The organism is Streptomyces sp. NBC_01276 (genome assembly GCF_041435355.1).
Classification (GTDB): domain Bacteria; phylum Actinomycetota; class Actinomycetes; order Streptomycetales; family Streptomycetaceae; genus Streptomyces.
In genome coordinates this window covers 3687947-3707883 of sequence record NZ_CP108442.1, presented here as the reverse complement: position 1 = coordinate 3707883, position 19937 = coordinate 3687947, and the positions used below count along the sequence as shown (strand labels likewise).

Sequence of the window (19937 nt, the reverse complement as noted above, 5' to 3'; positions counted from 1 at the left end):
AAGGTAGCGGTGACGTGACGTTGCGTGATACCGGCGTGCGGTGGTGAAGGCGGGGCGCGTGGATCTTCAGGGAACGCGCGGCGGGCTCCTCGCGTCCGGGGCCGAGAGTGGGCTCCAGGTGGCCGCGTACCTGCGCGGCCAGCCGGTGGTGGAGGCGTGCGCCGGGTGCCCGTGCGGCGCGCCAAGAGCTCTGCTACTTCCTGGGATGCCCCGGACGGGCGGATCGGTCACCGCCTTCGGGCACCACGGCAGCGGCGGGTCCGTCGCCCTCGCCGACCGGGAGCGGGGGCTGTCCTTCGCGCTCACCCGCACCCGTCTGGTCGGCCCGGACAACGGCACGGCTCAGCTGCTCGCCGACGCGGTCCGGGCGGGCGCCGGGGGCTGAGCCGGGGCGGCGGCGGCCGGGCGCAGGGGCTTGGCCCAGAGGTAGCTGCCGGGGCGGCGGCGCTCCCGGTGCAGGGAGGAGAGGGTGTAGCGGTTGATCCACTCCTTGACCCGGGCCGCGGTGCGGCCGGTGAGCACCAGGCCGTGTGCCGAGTCGTCGGCGCGGACCTGCTGGACGAGGCCGTCGTGCCGGCCGAGGCTGACGCACTGGGCCACGAAGCGGAAGCCGAACGGCCTGGGCGCGCGGCCCCGGGCGAGCGCGTCGATGACATCGGCGGCGTGGGCTCCGGCGGGCATCGCCGTCGCGCACGCCATGCGGAGTTCGCCGGTGCCGGGGACCGTGATGCGGGCGGCGTCGCCGACGACCAGCACGTCGGGGTGCGAGAGCGAGCGCAGCGCCGGATCGACCAGGGCGCGGCCCCGCTCGTCCACGCGGAGCCCGGCTTCGGCGGCCAGCGCCGGGACGGTGAACGAGGCGGCCCATACGACCAGGTCGGAGGCCAGCTCGCCGCGGTCGGTCGTCAGGCCGCCCTCGTGGACGGTACGGACGCGGGTGTGCGGGTGGATCCGGACGCCGAGGCGCTCCAGGGTCCGCCCCGCGTGGGCGCGTCCGCGCGGCGACATCCCGGGGACGGGCTCGCCGGAGGTGACCAGGGCGACCTGCCAGCCGGTGGCCGACTCGGCCAGCTCCGCGGCCAGTTCGACGCCCGTCGTCCCGCCGCCGACGACGGTGACGGTGCCGGTGCCGCCGGCCATGCGGCGGGCCAGCTCCCCGGCCCGCTCCAGGGGGTACGCGTGCTCCGCGGCGCCGGGGACGCGGGTGGTGTCGGTAGCGCTGCCGAGGGCGTAGACGAGCCGGTCGTAGGAGAGGGCGGTGCCGTCGTCCAGGACGACCCGGCGGCCCTCGGGGTCGATGGCCGCGGCGCGGGCCCGGACCAGCTCGATGTCGCGGCCGGCGGTGAGCTCCCCGAGGGGCACCTGCGTGGAGGGGAGCCCGGCGGCGGTCTCGTGCAGCCGGATCCGCTCGGTGAAGGCCTCCTTCGGGTCGACGAGGGTCACCCGGTGGCCGCGGCTGACGCGGAGGGCCGCGGTGAGCCCCGCGTAGCCGGCGCCGACCACCACGACGTGCTGCTTCTGTCCCATGTCCGTACTCCCGGTCCGCTGTGGCGGGGCCCCGGTGCGGGCCCCTCGTGAACGGGACAGACGAGCGGCCGGGAACGTGACAGCGGTCCGCCCCCGCGTCGCGTGAGCCGGGTCACAGGCGGCCGAGGCCGGCGGGGCTCACACCGCGACGAGCGCCGGGACGGTCAGGGTGCCGAACCAGACGTGGGTGACGGCGCTGACGTAGCGGGCGCCGCACCGGTCGGAGGGGACCACCAGCTGGCTGCCCGGCCCGTCGAGGTCCGCGCCGTCGAGGCGGGTGGCCAGCAGGACCGGGCTGCCGCCGAAGTCGTCGTCCAGCTCCGCCCAGGACAGGACGGTGTGGTGGCCGTCGCCGCCGCTGACGGCGAGGAGGTAGCGGCTGCGGTCCTTGCGGCGGCGGGCGTCGAAGACGGGGCCCGCGCCCGAGATCACGTCCCGCAGCAGCGCGCCCTCGAAGACGTGGTGCTGCGGGCCGTTGGTCGCGCAGTCGAAGGTGACCTCGGCCCGGTGCTGCGGCCAGGCCCGCAGGTCGCGGACGCTCAGGGTCGCCGGATGGTCGAGGTCGCCGTGCAGCAGGAGTGTGGCCATGGCTATGACATGCCCGACTCGCATCTCTCCGGAACCTCACCTGCAAGGTTCAGGGGTATCCATGAGCCGCAGCTGTGCCTCATTTGTGGGATTCACCTTGCATCTTCTGCGCGATTTTCTGCCAGACGACATCCCGCGTCACCGGCATCTCGGTGAACCGCACGCCCGTCGCGTCCCGCAGGGCGTTCGCGAACGCCGGTGCGACCGGGTTGAAGGGGCTCTCGGACATGGACTTGGCGCCGAGCGGACCGATCGAGTCCGAGGTCTCCATGAAGTGGACCTCCGTGCGCGGGACGTCCGCGTACTGCGGGAGGCGGTAGCGGCGGAAGGCGGCCGTGGTGACCTCCCCGCGCTCGTCCACCCGTACCGTCTCGAAGAGGGTGGCGCCCAGGGCCTGGGCCACGCCGCCCTCGACCTGGCCGCGGCACTGCATCGGGTTCATGACCTTGCCCGCGTCCGCCGCGTGCACGCTGCGCAGGATCTTCATCTCGCCGGTGCCGGGGTCCACCGCCAGGCGGAACCACTGGGCGTTGAAGGCCACCGAGCGGGGGGAGCCGGTCCAGTGGCCCTCGGCCGTCACCTCGTGCAGCTTGCCCTTGTCGTACGCGGCCTCGTACAGCTCCTTGAGGGTGACGACCCGGCCCGCGCAGTCGAAGGCCTCGGCCTCCAGCCTGCACAGGTGCCGGGCCACGCCCGTGTGCCGGGCCGCGAAGGTCTTGAGGCGCTCCGCGAGCGAGTCGGCCGCCAGCATCACGGCCTTGCCCGCCACCACCGTGCCGGCCGAGCCGAACGCGCCGGTGTCGTGGCGGACGACGTCCGTGTCCGACTGGCGGACCGCGATCCGGTCGACGGTGGTGTTCAGCGCGCCGGCGGTGATCTGCTTGTGGACGGTGGTGGTGCCGTTGCCGAACTCGGCCGTGCCCACGGCGATGTCGTACGTCCCGTCGCGCAGCAGGCTGACGGTGGCGTCGGCGAAGTGTCCGCCGGGCGGACCGGTCGCGATCATCGCGACCGCCGAGCCCGTGCCGGTCAGCCAGCCCTCCGGTACGTCCTCGTGACTGCGGTCCTCGGCGATGGCCTTGCGGACGACGTCCATGCACTGCTTCATCCCGTACGAGGCGATGAAGAGGTCCTCCTCGTGGCCGATCGGGGTCACCATGTGGTCGCCGGCGCCGATGACGTTCTTCTCGCGCAGTTCGAGCGGGTCCATGCCCAGCCGGAGGGCGAGCTCGTCCATCACCGATTCGAGGGCGAACAGGACCTGCCCGAGGCCGTAGCCGCGGAAGGCGCCGGCCGGTACGCCGTTGGTGTAGACGGAGTACGCCTCCACCTGCTTGTTGGGCGCCTTGTAGACGGCGAAGGACTCGCCGACGCTGTGGAACATGACCGCCGGGCCGTGGTTGCCGTAGGCGCCGGTGTTGGAGAGCACGCGGATGCGCAGCGCGGTGAGGGTGCCGTCGGCCTTGGCGCCGATCTTGATGGTGATCTTGAAGGGGTGGCGGGTGGTGGCACCGTAGAACTGCTCGGCCCGGGTGAATTCGAGTTTCACCGGCCGCCGCAGCTTCAGGGCGGCGAGGACCACGATGTCCTCGGTCAGCATTTCCTGCTTGCCACCGAACCCGCCGCCCACGCGGCCCGCGACGACGCGGACCTCGTCCTCATCGAGGTCGTAGAGGGCGCACAGCGCCCGCCGGGTCAGGAAGGGCGCCTGGGTGGAGGAGCGGACGGTGATGCGCTCGCCGTCGCCGTCCTCCTTGGGTTCGAAGTACGCGACGCTGCCGTGGGTCTCCAGGCTGGCGTGCTGCACGCGCTGGGTCCGGAAGGTCTCCTCGTGGACGACGTCCGCCTCCGCGTACCCCTTCTCCATGTCGCCGATGGTGTTGTGGACCTCGCCGCACACGTTGTTCTCGGCGCGGAAGATCCCCGATTCGGGGCCCTTGGGGTGGAGGACGGGCGCGCCCGGGAGCATGGCCTCCTCCGGGTCGATCACGTACGGGAGCTCCTCGTAGGTGACCACCACGCGGCGGCAGCCCTCCTCGGCGGCCTGCTCGCTGTCGGCGACGACGGCCGCCACGCGCTGGCCGACGAAGCGGACCACGTCGTCCAGGACACGGGTGTCCATGGGGTCTTCGGTGGGGTGCTCGTGGCGGGCGGAGGAGTACAGCCGGTCGGGGGAGTCGTGGTGGGTGAAGACGGCGTGCACGCCCGGGACCTCAAGGGCGTCGCGGGTGTCGATGGAGACGATCCGGGCGTGCGGGTGCGGGGAGCGCAGCAGCTTCATGTGCAGCAGCCCCGGCACCTCGACGTCGAAGGTGTAGCGGGCGGTGCCGGTGACGACGAGGGGGCCGGCGGGGGCGCCCAGGGACCTGCCGACGGCCTGCCCGGCCTCGGGGCTCTCGGTGTGCTTGACCCCGCGCACCGCGTCCTCGATGGCCCGGTACCCCGTACAGCGGCAGATGTTGCCCTTGAAGGCGCGCGGGAGGTCCTGGAGCTTGCCGTCGTCGTGGGCCGTGCCCTCCTCGGCCTGGAGGGCGGCGGTGGTCATCAGGAACCCGGCCGTGCAGAAGCCGCACTGGAAGCCCTGGGCGTCGAGGAACTGCCGCTGCGCCGGGTGGAGCTCGCCGCCCGGCTCGGCCAGGCCCTCGACGGTGGTGACGGAACGGCCCTCGGCGCGGACCGCCGGGTAGAGGCAGCTGTGCACCGGCGCGCCGTCGACGTGGACCGTGCAGGCCCCGCAGTCGCCCTGGTCGCAGCCCTTCTTCACGCCGAACCAGCCGCGCTCGCGCAGGTAGGTGCGCAGGCACTGGCCGGCCCGCGGCTCGTCCTCGAAGCGCTGCTCGTTGATCTCGATCCCGTAGCTCATCGGGAAGCCTCCTCCAGCGTGAGTTCGCGGCGGATCTCCTCCGCGAGGCGCAGCGCCATGTGCCGCCGCCAGGCGGGCAGGCCGTGGATGTCGTCGAACCACTCGTCGGCTCGGACGGTGTCGTCGATGGCCGCCCGCAGTTCGGCGGCGGTCGGCCACAGGGCGAACCAGAAGCGGAAGGGGCGGGTGGTGGCGGCCGTCACGGTCAGGGCGAAGGAGCCGTCCTGGGGGTCGGCCGTGCCGATGACCAGGGCGCCGGAACGGCCCAGTCCGTAGAGGGAGGCCTGGCGGAAGGCCGTCCGGCAGCCCAGCGCGCGGGCCGGGACGCGGACCGAGCGCAGCAGGTCGCCCTCGCGCAGGTCCTTGACGCCCGCGCCGCGGATGAAGTCGGTGACGGCGGGCCGGCGGGTGGAGCCGTCCTGGCCCTGGATCAGGACGGTGCCGTCGAGGCCCGCCGACAGGGAGATGACCGGGCCGGCCGGCAGGCCGTTGCAGAGGTTGCCGCCGACGGTGGCCATGTTCCAGATCTTGAAGCTGGCGAGGAAGGCCCGGCAGCACTGCTCGATCAGCGGCGCGGCGGTCATGGGCAGCGACCGGCCGAAGCGCGAGAGCTCGGTGATCGTGCACGTGGCGGCGATGTCGAGGGAGCCGTCGGGCTGCCAGGACAGGGGTGGCCAGCCCATGCGGGAGAGGTCGACGAGGCGGCGGACGTGGGGCTGCGGCTCGGAGAAGAGGTACGTGCCCCCGCCGAGCCACGCGTCACCGGGACGCCAGGGCTCACGGCGGCGCGCGTCACGCACGTCGAGCACCGTGTTGAGGTCCATTTCGCGCCACCAGCCTCTCTCCAACCCGGGCGTTCCGCTCAGTGAAGCAACGGGCCGGGGGACGAAACGACTGGTCCCGGACACGGAAACCGAACCGGTTCCAGCAGTTCGCCTTGGATAATCAACCAAGAGCCATAGGCAGGGGTTGCCCTTGCATTTACGATGAGGTTTCTCGTATTCACCTGGCGAATGTGGGTCACCCCCGCCGCAAGGAGTCCCTGCCATGCACGTCCTCGACCTGCTCCAGTCCGACAACCTCGGTCTCACACTGCTCTGGGGTGAGGAGGCCCTTCTCGGCCATGAGGTCAGCGGGGTCACCGCCACCGACCTGGAGGACCCGGGCCGTTTCCTGGGCCCCGGGGAGCTGGTGCTCAGTGGACTCGTGTGGTGGCAGGAGGGTGACCCGAGGAAGGTGGACCGCTTCGTCTCGGCGCTCGCCGGGGCCGGGGCCACCGCCCTCTTCGCGGGTGAGGAGACCCACGGAGGGATCCCCGACGATCTCGTCGCCGCCTGCCGGGCCTACCGGGTGCCGCTGGTGGCCGTCCCGGCGCGGACCAGCTTCCGGACCGTCACCGAGGCCGTCTACCTGCGCCAGTGGGGCGACCTCAGCCGCCGCCCGACCCGGACCTTCGCGCTCCCCGAGAACGTGCGCGCCGAGCTGAGCCGGCTCCTGGAGAGCGGGGCCGGCCCCGACGAACTCCTCGACCGGGCCTGCGCCCACCTGGGCAAGGTGCCCTGCTACGTGCTGACCGCGAGCGGTCGCACCGTGGCGCGCACCCCTTCGGCGCCGGTGATCCCCGCACAGCGTGCGGCCCCCGCGCGGGACGGGCTGTCGCTGCGCGTCGAGTCCGACAGTTCCCCGTACGACGCCTGGCAGCTGTACCTGCCCGACGCGGACGCGGCGCCCCCGCGGGTGCTCCACGAGATCGCCGAGGTCCTCGCCCAGTACCGCGACGGGCACGCCCGCCGCGCCGCCGCCGGGCGGGCCGCCGGGCAGGCGCTGGTCTCCCTGCTGGCGCAGGACGCCGACCCGGCGGCCCTGGAGGAGGCGCTGACCTCCGCCGGACTGCCCACGAGCGGGCCCTACCGGGTGCTCGCCGCCACCTCCGGCGACGCGCTGGCCGAGGCGCTGGGGCACCTGGAGGGCGTCCGGTGCGCCGTCGGGGACTCCGCCGCCGTGCTCTACGAGGACCCGGACGCGGGGGCCGACCCCACCGCCGGGCTGCGCGGCGTGTGGCCGCTGCTCCAGGCGTGCGGGGGCCCGGACGAGGACCTGCGCCTGGGCGCGGGCGCGCGGGCGGCGGGGCCGGAGCAGCTGCGGGCCTCCCTGAACCAGGCGCTGTTCACGCTCACGGCGGCGGGCGCGGAGAGCCCCGTACGGGCCGTCGAGCAGCTGGACACCCTGGCGGAACTGCTGGCCGGGGTGCCGCCGGAGGTGCGCGGCGTCTACGGCGCGCGGACGCTGGGGCCGCTCGGCGACGGAATGCTGCGGGAGACCCTGGAGGTCTTCCTGGCCAACAACTGCTCGTGGGCGCGTACGGCGGAGGTCCTCCACCTGCACGTGAACACGGTGCACTACCGGATCGAGCGGGTGGAGGCCCTGACCGGCCGCGACCTGTCCCGACTGGACCACAAGCTGGACCTGTACGCGGCCCTGCGCTGCGGTTAGCCCCCGGCGGGGTCCCCCTAGGCGGCCGGGCCCGGTGGGCCCGGCCGCCTCAGGGGACGTCCACGTGCACTTCCGTGGACTTCACGCGGGCGGTGACGCTGACCCCGACCGCGATGCCCAGCTGTTCCACCGATTCCCGGGTCACGAGGGAGACGATCCGGTGCGGGCCCGACTGGATGTCCACCTGGGCCGTCACCTCGTCGACCCGTACCGCGGTGACGATCCCCGCGAAGGCGTTGCGGACGGAGGTGGCGGCGGCCGTTTCGGGCAGGGGGTGCAGGCCCGTGGCCCGTTCCTTGGCGAAGGCGGCGAGCGCCGCGCCGTCCACCACGCGGGTCCCGTCCGGAGTCCGCAGCGCGGGCAGCCGCCCCGCGTCGGCCCAGCGGCGCACGGTTTCGGGGCTCACGCGCAGCAGGCCCGCGGCCTGCCCGATCGAGTACGACGGCACGCGCGCAGCTTATCCACGCCCGGGTGCCCCGGAAGGGGTTGCGAACGCTGTACGCGTCAGCGTACGTTGTTCACGACACCGGGCGAACGGTGTACGCAGCAGTGTGGGAGAAGGGGAAGGGACCACCATGGACGCGCTGGACGGGATCACCACGGGCGGGGCGGCACGCAACCCGCGCCGCTGGCTCATCCTGATCGTGCTCTGCCTGAGCACGCTCGTACTGGTCGTCGACAACATGGTGCTGACCGTGTCGATCCCGCCGATCGCCGAGGACCTGGGCGCCGGGGCCGAAGCCATCCAGTGGATCATCGAGTCCTACATCCTGGTCTTCGCCGGACTCCTGCTCACCGCGGGCAGCCTCTCCGACCGCTTCGGCCGCCGCCGGGTGATGGTGATCGGACTCGCGCTCTTCGGGATGGCCTCCCTCCTCGCCGCCTACGCCGACTCCCCGGCCCAGCTCATCGCCGGACGCGTGGTCATGGGCATCGGCGGCGCCCTCGTGATGCCGAGCACCCTCTCGATCCTGATCACCGTCTTCGACGAGGAGGAGCGCCGCAAGGCCATCTCCGCCTGGGGCGCGGTCGCCGTCCTCGGCATGGTCGGCGGCCCCGCGCTCGGCGGCGTGCTCATCGCCCACTTCTGGTGGGGCGCCGTCTTCCTGATGAACGTTCCGATCGCCCTGATCGCCATCGCCGCCGCGCTGATCCTGATGCCCGAGTCCAAGGGCCCCTGGCGCAAGCCCGACTTCGCGGGCATGGCCCTGTCCGTCACCGGGATGACCGCCCTGATCTGGGCCATCATCGTCTTCCCCCAGGACGGCCTGACCGTCTACGCCGCCGTTGCGGTGCTCGCCCTCGCCGGTTTCACGGTCCACGAGCTGCGCACCGACTCGCCGATGGTCCCCCTCGACCTCTTCCGCGACCGGATGTTCAGCGGCGCCAGCTTCTCCCTGGTCCTGCTCACCTTCGCCAACGGCGGCCTGATGCTGGTCCTGACCCAGTACCTCCAGTTCGTCGGCGGCTACAGCCCCACCGAGACCGGCCTCGCCTTCACCCCGCTCGCCGTCGCCACCCTGCTCTTCAACGGCCTCGGCGCCACCCTGGGCAACAAGGTCGGCAACCGGATCATGACCGCCGTCGGCCTGGCCGTGATCGCCGCCGGCTTCGGGCTCCTGGCCACCCTGGAGGCCGGCGACGGCTTCTGGCCGCTGTGCGCCGCCATGACGGTCATGGGCATCGGTGGCGGCCTGGCGATGCCCGCCGCCACCGCCGCCCTGATGGGCGCCGTCCCCGAGGAGCACGCCGGTGTCGGCTCCGCCCTCAACGACACCGTCCAGCAGGCCGGCGCCGCCCTCGGCGTGGCCGTCCTCGGGGCCCTGCTCAGCAGCGTCTACGGCGGCTCGATGCCCGCCTCCGCCCCGGACGCCGCCCGGCACTCGGTCGCCGCAGCCCTGACCGACCCGGCCCTGGCCGACGCCGCGCGGTCCGCCTTCACCTCCGCCATGTCGGCCACCTTCGGCGCCGCGGCCCTGGGCGTCCTGGCCGCCGCCGGACTGGCCCTGGTCCTGATGCGGGACCGCGAGGGGGCCGCCGCCCCGGCGCAGGCCCCGGCGGAGACGGCCGAGGAGGTCGCGGCGGGCGCGCGCTGAGCCCCGTAGGGCGGAGCGGGCACACGGAGGCGGTGGGGGAACCTCCCCCACCGCCAACCGGCGTAACCCGGCGGCGGGTCGGGGTGCCGTCCTGCGGAGCCCCTGGGACGATCCGGCCATGGGAACCGCGGCGGGTACTCCGAAGACCACGACCACGGGGCGGGTGGTCCTGATCACGCTCGCGGCGGGACAGTTCCTGATGGCGCTCGACAGCTCCGTCATGAACGTCTCGATCGCGACGGTGGCGGCGGACGTCGGCACCACCGTGACCGGGATCCAGGGCGCGATCACGGCCTACACCCTCGTGATGGCCATGTTCATGATCCCCGGCGGCAAGGTCGGCGCGATCATCGGCCGCAAGCGCGCGTTCCTGATCGGCTGCGTCATCTACGGCTGCGGCTCCCTGACCACCGCGCTCGCCCCGAACCTGACCGTCCTCCTGATCGGCTGGTCGTTCCTGGAGGGCGTGGGAGCGGCGCTGATCCTGCCCGCGATCGTCGCCCTGGTGGCCGGCAACTTCGGCGTGGAACGCCGGGCCGCCGCCTACGGGCTCGTGACGGCCGCGGGAGCCGTGGCGATCGCGGTCGGACCGCTCATCGGCGGCGTCGCCACGACGTACTTCTCCTGGCGCTGGGTCTTCGCCGGCGAGGTCGCCATCGTGCTCGCCATCCTGGTGCTCGCCCGGCGCATCGCGGACGCCCCGGCCGGCACCCGCCCCCGCTTCGACCTCGTCGGCAGCGTGATCTGCGCCCTCGGTCTCGGGATCTTCGTCTACGGAGTCCTGCGCTCGGACGAGTGGGGATGGTTCCGGCCGAAGCCCGACGCCCCCTCCTGGCTCGGTGTCTCGATGGTCGTGTGGATGATGCTGGCCGGCCTGTTCCTGGTCTGGCTCTTCCTGCGCTGGGAGGGCGGCATGGTCAAGCGGCACAAGGAGCCGCTGGTGGAACCGGAGCTGCTGCGCAACCGCCAGCTCACGGGCGGTCTGACGATGTTCTTCTTCCAGTACCTCGTGCAGATGGGCGTGTTCTTCGTCGTACCCCTCTACCTGTCGGTCGCCCTCGGCCTGTCCGCGCTCCAGACCGGCGCCCGCATCCTGCCCCTCTCGCTGACGCTGCTGGCCGCCGCGATCCTGATCCCGAAGCTGCTCCCGGACATCTCACCGCGCCGGGTGGTGCGGCTCGGGACCCTCTCGCTGCTCGCGGGCGCGGTGGTCCTGATGGCCGCGCTCGACGCGGACGCGGGGGCGGAGGTCGTCACGGTCCCGCTGCTGCTGATCGGCCTCGGCATGGGCGCGCTGGCGTCCCAGCTGGGCTCGGTCACGGTGTCCGCCGTGCCGGACGAGAAGAGCGCGGAGGTCGGCGGCGTCCAGAACGCCGTGACCAACCTCGGTGCCTCCATCGGCACGGCGCTAGCCGGGTCGATCCTGATCGGTGTCATGACGAGCTCGTTCCTGGCCGGCGTCCAGCAGAACCCGGCGGTCCCCACCGAGGTCAAGAGCCAGGCCTCCGTCGAACTGGCTAGCGGCGTCCCCTTCCTGTCGGACGCGCAGCTGGAGACCGCCCTCGACCAGGCAGGCCTCAGCCCGGAAGTGGCCGGGGCCGTCCTCGAAACGAACGCCGCCGCGCGGCTCGACGGCCTGCGCGCCGCGCTCGCCGTCCTCGCCCTCGCCGCGGTCGTCGCCCTGTTCTTCACCCAGCGGATCCCGGACACCCAGCCCCGCGCGAAGAACCCGTAGCCGTACGGCTCCCGGCCTCAGTGCTTGACCAGGACCTTCGCGGCCACCAGGAGCAGCCCCATGAAGAGGTTGACCACGGCGGTGAAGGCGATCAGACGGCCGTGGGCGCCGATCCTGACGAGGCCCACGGTGGCCCAGCCGATCTGCTCGCCGAGGGCGACGCAGAGGGCGAGCCATCCGGTGCCCTCGGGGCCGAGTCCCAGGACCGGGCCCACCAGCACGGCGACGGCCGGCGGGATCGCGACCCCGGCGATCGGCCATTCCCGGCGGCCCTCGCGGCGGACCATCTCCCACGACAGCGCCTGATGGGTCAGCCGGTCGCCGACGACGCGGACGTAGACGTGCGTGACCCAGAAGACCAGGCCGGTGGTGAGCAGCATGACCACGAGCTGGAGCCGGGGGAAGGGACCCAGCGTGCCCGCCGTGGCGATGACCGAGGCTGCGAGGAGCGAGCCGTAGACGGCCCCGGAGTAGTCCCGGGTCGGTGATTCCGGCCGTTCGGAGCTGCTGTGATCCATGCCTTCAGCATGCCGAGAGGTCAGGGGCGTACGACGGCACCGCGCCGGGCGGGCCCGCCGCCGGTCAGGGGCCGCCGCCGGTCAGGGGGTCCGCGACGGGTGCTCCCCCGCGAGGACCCCGGAGGCGGCGCAGACCACCAGGCACAGCGCGACCGGCAGCAACAGCGCGGGGCCGAGCGGGACGAGGTGGGTCAGCGGGCCGATCACCGCCGGTCCGGCGAGCATCCCGAGGTAGCCGAGGCCCGCGACCCGGGCGACGTTGGCCCCGGCGGCGGCCGGGTCGGCGTGGCCCGCGGCACTGAAGAGCTGGGGGACGCAGCCGGACAGGCCCGCGCCCAGCACGGCCCACCCGGTCAGGGCCACCGGGACGTCGGGGGCGAGCGCGGCCAGGGCCAGGCCCGCCGCGGCGACGGCCGAGCCGGCGCGCAGGACGGCCGCCGGGCCGAGGCGCCCCGACACCCGGTCGGCGAGCATCCGTCCGGCGGTCATGGCGGTGGCGAAGGCCCCGTAGGCGAGGGCGGCGGTGCCGGCGGGCGCGCCGAGGACGTCCCGCAGGTGCGGGGTGCTCCAGTCGTTGGCGACTCCCTCGCAGAGCATGAGCAGGAACGCGAGACCGGCCAGGATCCGGATGCGGCGCGGGGACGCGGTGCGGCGGGCCGTGGCGACGGCACCGCCGGTGGCCGGACCGCCGGAGAGCGGGCCGGCTCCGGCCGGGCCGGAGGGGGTGTCCGCGGGGGCGCGGGGCAGCAGGAGCCGGGTGGCGCCCGCCGTGACGACGAGGCTCCCGGCCGCGGTGGCCCCCAGCACGGCGGCCGGGCTCCAGCCCCGGTCGAGCACCAGGGCGCCCGCCACCGCGGCGAGCACCCCGCCGACGGAGAACGCGGCGTGGAAGGCGGACATGAGGGGCCTGCCGTAGCCGCGCTCCACCTCGACGGCGTGGGCGTTCATGCTCACGTCCAGGGTGCCGTTGCCGATCCCGAGCAGCAGCAGGGCCGCACCCAGGCCGGGGGCGCCGCCGGCCAGGCCCGGCAGGACGACGGCCGCGCCGCACAGGGCCGCGCTCGCCGGGAGGACCCTGCGGGCGCCGAGGCGGTCGGTGAGCGGCCCGGCCAGGCGCATGCCGAGGAAGGCCCCGGCGCCCAGGAGGAGGAGGAGCCTGCCGAGCTCCGCGTGGCCGATGCCCGTGCGCTGTTCCACGACGGGGATGTGAACGATCCACATGCCCATGAGGAAGCCGTTGAGGAGGAAGAAGGCGAAGGTGGCCCGTCGCCCGTTCCGCAGGGAAGTCTCCATGCGTTCGAACATAACAAACATGATTCATGTTCGGAATCTTGCTCTTCGAACATCAGAGGTGTTGAATGGGGGATATGAGTGCAGACCGACTGAGGCAGATCACCGACGCGGTGCGCGAGAGCGGCAGCCGCAGCGTCCTGGAGCTGGCCGAGCTCACCGGCGCCTCCGAGATGACGATCCGGCGAGACCTGGAGGCCCTGGCCGAACAGGGCGTGCTGGAGCGCTACCGCGGCGGCGCCCGCAGCCTGCTGCTGCGCGGCGAGGAACCCCCCTTCGCCCTGCGCGCCCAGGAGGGCCTGGAGGTCAAGCGGCGCATCGCGGCCGAGGCCGCCGCGCTGATCGCGGACGGGGAATCGGTCGTCGTGGACAGCGGGACCACCTGCCTGGAGGTGGCGCGCGCCCTGCACCACCGGCGCCTCACCGTGATGCCGCTGTCCCTGCACGCGGCCAACGCCCTCGCGGACGCCCCGCGGTTGACGCTGCTGCTGCCCGGCGGCCAGCCGCGCCGCGGGGAGCTCTCCCTGACCGGCCCGCTGACCGAGGCCTCCCTCGCCGCCCTGCGCTTCGACACCGCGATCATCGGCTGCTGCGGGCTGACCGCCGCCGCCGGCCTGACCGCCTACGACCTGGCCGACGCCGCCGTCAAGCGCGCGGCCATTGCGTCGTCCCGCCGCGTCATCGCCGTCGCCGAACCCGCCAAGCTCTCCCGTACTGCCCTGGCCCACGTGACCCCGGCGTCCCGGCTGCACGCCGTCGTGACCGGCGAGGACGCCCCGGACGGGGAGACCGGGGCGCTGACGGCCGCGGGCGTCACCGTACGGAAGGCGTGAACCCCGTGAACCCGGCGACTCCCCTGAACCCGGCGACTCCCGCGAGCCCCTCGACTCCCGCGAGCCCCTCGACTTCCGCGACCCCCGACACGGTGCTGTTCGACCTCTTCGGCGTCATCGCCCGCCACCAGTCCCCCGAGGGGTGGGCCCGGCTCGTCGCCACCGCCGGCGTGCCCGCCCCGGTGTTCCGGGACGCGTACTGGTCCCTGCGCCCGCCCTACGACCGGGGAGACCTCACCGGCCCCGAGTACTGGCGCGCCGTCGCCGGGGCCCTCGGCGTCCGCTTCGACGCGCGCCGCACCGCCGCCCTGGTCGAGGCCGACACCGCGAGCTGGAGCGCCGTCGACGAGGAGATGGTGGACCTGATCGGGGAACTCGCCGCGAGCGGCCGGACGATCGCGCTCCTGTCGAACATCCCCGAGGACCTCGCCGCCCACTACGAGCGCCACCACCCCTGGCTCGGCCACTTCCGGGTCCGCGCCCTCTCCTGCCGGATCGGCCACGCCAAACCCGAACCGGAGGCCTACGCCTGGGCCCTGTGCGCGCTCGGCCTCGAACCCGGCCGGATCCTCTTCGTGGACGACCGCGAGGAGAACCTCCGCGCCGCCCGGGCCCAGGGCCTCCACACGCACCTGTTCACCACCCCGGCCTCCCTGCGCCGCGCCCTCCCCTGAGCCCCGGCCCCCGGGTCTCAGCCCTCGGGGTCGGCCAGCCAGTTGCCGTGGAAGCCGTGCGGCACGCGGGCCGGGAGGTGGACGGTGGCGACCGGCGGTGCCGCGAGGTCGTCCGCGTCCAGGACGACCAGGTCGCTGCGGTCGGTGCGGGCGTCGTGGACGTAGGTCATCAGCCAGCCCGGCCCGCCCCCGTCCGCGTCGGCCGGGGCGAACGCGGCCTCGCCCGGCGTGCGCCCCGGACCGAAGTCGTGGGAGGCCGAGGCGCCGGTCCGCAGGTCGTAGCGGACCAGGGCGCTCCCGCAGGTCACGTGGCCGAACGCCGCGTCCAGCCCGGTCAGCCGGTCGTCCACCCGGGGGAACTCGCCGGGCCGGTCGTCGCACTGCTCCTCCCGGACGGTCCCCGTGGCCGGATCGGCCGTCCACTTCCAGAGCACGGCCTGCTGGTCCTCGTCGACGGACCCGTCCGCCGCGCGCCGCCCCAGCTCCGGGTAGCGCATGCCGTGCACGACGACCGTCCCGTCCGGCGCGTCGTACGCGTTGAGCGTGTGGAACACGTAGCAGGGGTCGATGTCGAACCACCGCACCCGCCCGTGCGGGTCGTCGCGGCGCAGCAGCCCCAGCCGCGCCCCGTAGCCGTCGTCCCAGCGGTAGGGCATCCCCTGGCCGACGAGGCCGAGGTCGAACACCACGGGCAGGTCCATGAAGACCACGTGCCCGGCGGTGAGGGCGAAGTCGTGCATCATCGTCGGGCCGGGCACCTCGACCGGCCTGCTGAGCGTCAACTCGCCCGAGGCGTCCGCCCGGTGGTAGGTGAGGTACGGGGCCTCCGTGATCCCGTAGCCGAAGAAGTGCAGCTCCCCGGTGACGGGGCAGGCCTTGGGGTGCGCGGTCATCGCGGTGGTCAGCCTCCCGCCGAAGTCGTACGGGCCGACGGTGTCCAGGCCGGGGGAGAGCTCGTACGGCAGGGCCGTCTCGACGAGGGCGAGGGTGCGCCCGGCGTGCCGCACGACATGGGTGTTGGCCGGTCCCGCGGTGAGGTCGCGGCGACCCCGCTCGTCGTACCCGCGGGCGCCGTCGGTGAAGGTGCTGGTGCGCACCCAGCGGTTGCGGTACGAGACGGCGCGACCGCCCTCCAGCCGGACTCCGTGGACCATGCCGTCCCCGAAGAACCAGTGGGCGGAGGCGGCGTCGGCCGGGTTCGGCCCGTTGCGCAGGTACCAGCCGGTCAGCGCGTCGGGGAGCCGTCCGGTGACGGTGAGGTCGTGGGAGGTGAGTTCCTCCCGGACCGGGGCGTAGTTGCCGGCGAGGTGGCGGGGGGTGCTCATCGCTCTCCGCCCTTCGCCTTGGCCTGGACGGCGGCGACGTAGCGGACCGTGAAGAGCATCGGGACGACGAACCCGGCGGCCTGGACCAGCGTCGCGGAGGCCGAGTGTCCCTGGCCCGCGTGGGCGAGGGCCGCGAGGGCGGCGGCCGTGACCGCGAAGGCGGCGGTCCACACGCCGGTGATGACGGTGTTGACCCGGACGAAGGGCTTCAGGCCCCAGATCTCGCGGGGAGTGGTGCGCTTGGCGATGCCGAGGGTGAACGGCTTGCCCACGAGCAGCGAGCCCCCGGCGATGAGGGCCAGGGTGGCCGAGGAGAGGGCCGCGGAGTAGGCGTGCGCCCCGGAGTCCGGATCGGCGAAGGCGATGGCCGCCAGGGCCGCGAAGAAGACCGCCGACCCGATCTCGATGATCAGCGCGTCGAAGCCGGCCCCGGCCCGGCGCTGCTGGAGGGTCACGGCCACCGCGGCGACCAGTCCGGCGAGCGCGCCCCACTGCCACTGGGCGGACGGGAACACCGCGAAGACGATCCACGGGAGGAAGGTGCGGACGTACGACATCGAAAGGGCCCCCGGTCTGCCTGACATTCCTGTTCTGACATGTCGAAGTTAGATGTTCCACAACTGACATGTCAAGGATGGAAGGTAAAGTGAGGGGCATGAGCCTTCGACACGCCCTCCTCGGACTCCTGTCAGAGCGCCCGGCCAGCGGTTACGACCTGCTCAAGCGCTTCGAGACCTCACTGGCCAACGTCTGGCCGGCCACCCAGAGCCAGATGTACACGGAGCTCTCCAAGCTGGCCGCCGACGGCCTGATCACCGTCTCGGCGGAGGGCCCGCGCGGCCGCAAGGAGTACACCCTCACCGACGAGGGCCTGACCGAACTGCGCCACTGGCTCACCGAGACGAGACCTCAGCGCAACACCCGCAGCGACCTCCTGCTGCGCGTCTTCTTCCTCAACGTGCTCCCCCCGGAGCGGGCGCGGGGCTACCTCACCTGGCTCGCGGACATGTCCGAGCGGGAGTGCGAGGACCTGCGCCGCCTGGAGGAGTCCATCGACTGGGGCGACGACCCCTTGTCGGTCCACGGCCGCATCGCCCTGGAGTACGGCCTCCGCCTCAACGCCATGCGCCGCGAGTGGGCCGAGTGGGCCGCGGACCGCATCGGCTAGCGGGGCCCGGCCCCCTGCTCCCTGCCCCCGCCGCCCCCGGGTGGCGGGGGCAAACGAAAAGCCCCGCTGCGAGCAGCGGGGCTTTTCGACAACGTGCCCGGTGAGGCACTGGCGGAGGATACGAGATTCGAACTCGTGAGGGGTTGCCCCCAACACGCTTTCCAAGCGTGCGCCCTAGGCCACTAGGCGAATCCTCCGCGGCAAACAATACAAGACGTTGAGGGGTGCTCGCGAACACGATCCGATCTTGGGTTTCCGGAGGGGGCCGGCGCGGGGTCCGGTGAGCGGATCGGTCGGAGGGCGGGTCGATTCCGGGGCCCGGGATCCGCTAGGGTGGGGCCCAGCCCCTCACGTGGCGCTATCTCACCCAACTCCCCCAGGGCCGGAAGGCAGCAAGGGTAAGTGGGCTCTGGCGGGTGCGTGGGGGGCGCTTTGCGTTCCGGGGCGGGTCCGGGGGCGTCGGCGGGCCGCTGATGTCGGTGGGCCCGGATAACCTCGTAGACGTGTCGTCCCTTGCGCTGTACCGCCGCTACCGCCCCGAGTCGTTCGCCGAGGTCATCGGGCAGGAGCATGTCACTGCCCCGCTGATGCAGGCCCTGCGGAACAACCGGGTCAATCACGCGTACCTGTTCAGCGGGCCGCGCGGCTGCGGAAAGACGACCAGCGCGCGCATCCTCGCCCGCTGCCTGAACTGTGAGCAGGGCCCCACCCCCGATCCGTGCGGCGAGTGCCAGTCCTGCCGCGACCTGGCGCGGAACGGCCCGGGATCGATCGACGTCATCGAGATCGACGCCGCCTCGCACGGTGGTGTGGACGACGCCCGTGACCTGCGCGAGAAGGCCTTCTTCGGGCCCGCGTCCAGCCGGTACAAGATCTACATCATCGACGAGGCCCACATGGTCACCTCGGCGGGCTTCAACGCCCTGCTGAAGGTGGTCGAGGAGCCGCCGGAGCACCTCAAGTTCATCTTCGCCACCACGGAGCCCGAGAAGGTCATCGGGACCATCCGGTCGCGTACGCACCACTACCCCTTCCGGCTGGTCCCGCCCGGCACCCTGCGCGACTACCTGGGCGAGGTCTGCGGCCGTGAGGGCGCCAAGGTCGAGGACGGCGTGCTGCCGCTCGTCGTGCGGGCCGGGGCCGGGTCGGTCCGTGACTCCATGTCCGTCATGGACCAGCTGCTGGCCGGCGCCGCCGACGAGGGTGTGACGTACACCATGGCGACCTCCCTGCTCGGCTACACCGAGGGGTCGCTCCTCGACTCCGTCATCGACGCCTTCGCCGCCGGGGACGGGGCCGCCGCCTTCGAGGCCGTCGACCGCGTGGTGGAGGGCGGCAACGACCCGCGCCGCTTCGTCGCCGACCTGCTGGAGCGGCTGCGCGACCTGGTGATCCTGGCCGCCGTGCCCGACGCCGGCGAGAAGGGGCTCATCGACGCCCCCGCCGACGTCGTGGAACGGATGCAGGCCCAGGCCTCCGTCTTCGGCGCCGCCGAGCTGTCGCGCGCCGCCGACCTGGTCAACGCCGGGCTCACCGAGATGCGCGGGGCGACCTCGCCCCGGCTGCAGCTGGAGCTGATCTGCGCCCGGGTGCTGCTCCCGGCCGCCTTCGACGACGAGCGCTCCTTCCAGGCCCGGCTGGACCGGCTGGAGCGCAGCGGGCCCCCCGCCGGTGCCTTCGCCGCCGGGGCCTTCACCGCCCCGCCCGCGGCCGCGCCCGCCATGGGGTACGTGCCCGCGCCCGAGGCGCACGGCATGGCCCCGGCCGGGCCGGGCGGCGGGGTCGCCGCCGCGCGTGCCGCCGTACGGGGTCCCGTGCCGGACGAGGCCCCGGCGCCCGTGGCCGCTCCGGCGGCGCCCGTGGTCCCGGCCCCGGTCTCCGCGCCTGCGGCCGCCTCCGCCGCGCCCGCCCCTGCCGCCCCCGTCGCCGCGCCCGCCCCCGTCGCCGCGCCGGCCCCCGTCGCCGCGCCCGCCCCCGGTGCCTGGCCCGGAGCCGCGCAGCCCGGCAGCGGTGCCCCCGGCGCCTGGCCGGGTGCCGCCGCGCCGGCCGCCGCCCCCGCGCAGCCCGCCCCCGCGGCCGCACCCGCCCCCGCGCAGCCCACCGCCGGGGCCTGGCCCAGCGCCGCCGCCCCCGGCAGCGGGGCCCCGGCGCCCGCGCCCGCCGCCCCCGTGGCGGCCCCCGCGCAGGCCGCCGCCCCCGTCGCCGCGCCCTCCCCCGGCATGGCCGCGGGCGCCGGGCAGGTCCAGGCGATGTGGCCCGGCATCCTGGAGGCCGTGAAGAACCGCCGCCGCTTCACCTGGATCCTGCTCAGCCAGAACGCCCAGGTCACCGGCTTCGACGGCACCACCCTCCAGCTGGGCTTCCCCAACCCCGGAGCCCGCGACAACTTCGCGAGCAGCGGCAGCGAGGACGTCCTCAAGGCGGTGCTGGCCGAGCAGTTCCAGGTCAACTGGAAGATCGACGCCGTGGTCGGCGCGGGCGGGGGCGGCAGCCCGGCCCCCGTCCAGCAGTCCTCGTACGGGGCCCCGGCCGCACCCGCCTACACCCCGCAGCCGCCCCCGCAGCAGCCCCAGGCGCCCGCCCCGCAGCAGCAGTACCAGCCGCCCCAGCAGTCGGCCCCCGCCCCGCAGCCGCCCGTACAGCAGGCGCCCCCGCCGGTCGCCCCCGAGGACGACTTCGCCGAGGAGGACGATCCCGACCTCGTCGAGAGCGCCCTGACCGGACACGACCTCATCGTGAGGGAGCTCGGAGCCACCGTTGTGGAGGAATACACGAATGAGTAGCCCCCTGTAGTTGGGTGGCCGCACGAAACGCGCCACGCCGTCCG

The 19937-nt window shown here is 73.8% G+C and carries 17 protein-coding genes, 1 tRNA gene and 1 other RNA gene; 9 read left to right on the top strand and 10 right to left on the bottom strand.

Annotated elements, in window-relative coordinates:
* Positions 1 to 58 precede the first annotated feature (58 nt).
* Positions 59 to 385 carry a hypothetical protein gene (locus OG295_RS16285; protein WP_371677526.1) on the top strand — a complete coding sequence of 109 codons (327 nt, stop codon included), beginning with the start codon at positions 59 to 61 and terminating at the stop codon, positions 383 to 385.
* Here OG295_RS16285 and OG295_RS16280 read toward each other — a convergent pair.
* From OG295_RS16280 to OG295_RS16265, 4 genes are all read right to left on the bottom strand, one after another.
* Complete coding sequence (locus tag OG295_RS16280) at positions 343 to 1527, bottom strand: NAD(P)/FAD-dependent oxidoreductase (RefSeq protein WP_371677525.1); 1185 nt, start codon at positions 1525 to 1527, stop codon at positions 343 to 345. The genes OG295_RS16285 and OG295_RS16280 overlap by 43 nt on opposite strands.
* Positions 1528 to 1665: 138 nt before the next feature.
* Positions 1666 to 2115, bottom strand: a complete 450-nt coding sequence (locus OG295_RS16275) for a molybdopterin-dependent oxidoreductase (RefSeq protein ID WP_371677524.1) — start codon at positions 2113 to 2115, stop codon at positions 1666 to 1668.
* Positions 2116 to 2194: 79 nt separating this feature from the next.
* On the bottom strand, positions 2195 to 4978 hold the full coding sequence (locus OG295_RS16270) for a molybdopterin-dependent oxidoreductase (RefSeq protein ID WP_371677523.1): 2784 nt from the start codon (positions 4976 to 4978) through the stop codon (positions 2195 to 2197).
* On the bottom strand, positions 4975 to 5802 hold the full coding sequence (locus tag OG295_RS16265) for a xanthine dehydrogenase family protein subunit M (protein ID WP_371677522.1): 828 nt from the start codon (positions 5800 to 5802) through the stop codon (positions 4975 to 4977). The genes OG295_RS16270 and OG295_RS16265 overlap by 4 nt, the downstream gene beginning before the upstream one ends.
* A gap of 223 nt (positions 5803 to 6025) precedes the next feature.
* Between OG295_RS16265 and OG295_RS16260 the strand changes: the two genes are divergently transcribed.
* A complete protein-coding gene (locus OG295_RS16260; protein ID WP_371677521.1) occupies positions 6026 to 7471 on the top strand; it encodes a PucR family transcriptional regulator in 1446 nt (481 codons plus the stop codon).
* A gap of 49 nt (positions 7472 to 7520) precedes the next feature.
* On the opposite strand, the gene OG295_RS16255 is transcribed toward OG295_RS16260, so the two are convergent.
* Entirely contained in the window at positions 7521 to 7919 is a 399-nt protein-coding gene (locus tag OG295_RS16255; protein ID WP_371677520.1) for a molybdopterin-binding protein, read from the bottom strand.
* A gap of 127 nt (positions 7920 to 8046) precedes the next feature.
* Here OG295_RS16255 and OG295_RS16250 point away from each other — a divergent pair, with 127 nt between their 5' ends.
* Together OG295_RS16250 and OG295_RS16245 are read left to right on the top strand one after the other, a co-directional pair.
* Positions 8047 to 9567: an MFS transporter gene (locus OG295_RS16250; RefSeq protein WP_371677519.1), complete on the top strand. Its 1521-nt coding sequence runs from the start codon at positions 8047 to 8049 to the stop codon at positions 9565 to 9567.
* Positions 9568 to 9685: 118 nt separating this feature from the next.
* Entirely contained in the window at positions 9686 to 11302 is a 1617-nt protein-coding gene (locus OG295_RS16245) for an MFS transporter (protein WP_371677518.1), read from the top strand.
* A 17-nt stretch (positions 11303 to 11319) separates the two neighbouring features.
* Here the strand turns inward: OG295_RS16245 and OG295_RS16240 are convergent, their stop codons facing one another.
* Both OG295_RS16240 and OG295_RS16235 read right to left on the bottom strand, forming a co-directional pair.
* Positions 11320 to 11820, bottom strand: coding sequence for a hypothetical protein (locus OG295_RS16240; RefSeq protein WP_371677517.1), 501 nt, complete (start codon positions 11818 to 11820; stop codon positions 11320 to 11322).
* An 81-nt stretch (positions 11821 to 11901) separates the two neighbouring features.
* Positions 11902 to 13113, bottom strand: coding sequence for an MFS transporter (locus tag OG295_RS16235; RefSeq protein WP_371677516.1), 1212 nt, complete (start codon positions 13111 to 13113; stop codon positions 11902 to 11904).
* Positions 13114 to 13187: 74 nt separating this feature from the next.
* On the opposite strand from OG295_RS16235, the gene OG295_RS16230 reads away from it, so the two are divergent.
* Both OG295_RS16230 and OG295_RS16225 read left to right on the top strand, forming a co-directional pair.
* On the top strand, positions 13188 to 13943 hold the full coding sequence (locus OG295_RS16230; protein WP_371677515.1) for a DeoR/GlpR family DNA-binding transcription regulator: 756 nt from the start codon (positions 13188 to 13190) through the stop codon (positions 13941 to 13943).
* A gap of 5 nt (positions 13944 to 13948) precedes the next feature.
* Positions 13949 to 14617 (top strand): HAD family hydrolase, encoded by a 669-nt coding sequence (locus OG295_RS16225; protein ID WP_371677514.1) that lies wholly within the window; start codon positions 13949 to 13951, stop codon positions 14615 to 14617.
* A gap of 17 nt (positions 14618 to 14634) precedes the next feature.
* Here the strand turns inward: OG295_RS16225 and OG295_RS16220 are convergent, their stop codons facing one another.
* Together OG295_RS16220 and OG295_RS16215 are read right to left on the bottom strand one after the other, a co-directional pair.
* Positions 14635 to 15942: a carotenoid oxygenase family protein gene (locus OG295_RS16220; protein WP_371677513.1), complete on the bottom strand. Its 1308-nt coding sequence runs from the start codon at positions 15940 to 15942 to the stop codon at positions 14635 to 14637.
* Positions 15939 to 16499, bottom strand: coding sequence for a hypothetical protein (locus OG295_RS16215; protein WP_371677512.1), 561 nt, complete (start codon positions 16497 to 16499; stop codon positions 15939 to 15941). The genes OG295_RS16220 and OG295_RS16215 overlap by 4 nt, the downstream gene beginning before the upstream one ends.
* 98 nt (positions 16500 to 16597) lie before the next feature.
* Between OG295_RS16215 and OG295_RS16210 the strand changes: the two genes are divergently transcribed.
* Complete coding sequence (locus OG295_RS16210) at positions 16598 to 17110, top strand: PadR family transcriptional regulator (protein WP_371677511.1); 513 nt, start codon at positions 16598 to 16600, stop codon at positions 17108 to 17110.
* Between the two features lie 109 nt (positions 17111 to 17219).
* Here OG295_RS16210 and OG295_RS16205 read toward each other — a convergent pair.
* Positions 17220 to 17307, bottom strand: a tRNA-Ser gene (locus tag OG295_RS16205).
* Positions 17308 to 17449: 142 nt separating this feature from the next.
* Here OG295_RS16205 and ffs point away from each other — a divergent pair.
* Positions 17450 to 17548, top strand: an RNA gene (gene ffs, locus OG295_RS16200) — signal recognition particle sRNA small type.
* A gap of 65 nt (positions 17549 to 17613) precedes the next feature.
* Positions 17614 to 19893, top strand: a complete 2280-nt coding sequence (locus OG295_RS16195) for a DNA polymerase III subunit gamma and tau (RefSeq protein WP_371677510.1) — start codon at positions 17614 to 17616, stop codon at positions 19891 to 19893.
* Positions 19894 to 19937: the final 44 nt, after the last annotated feature.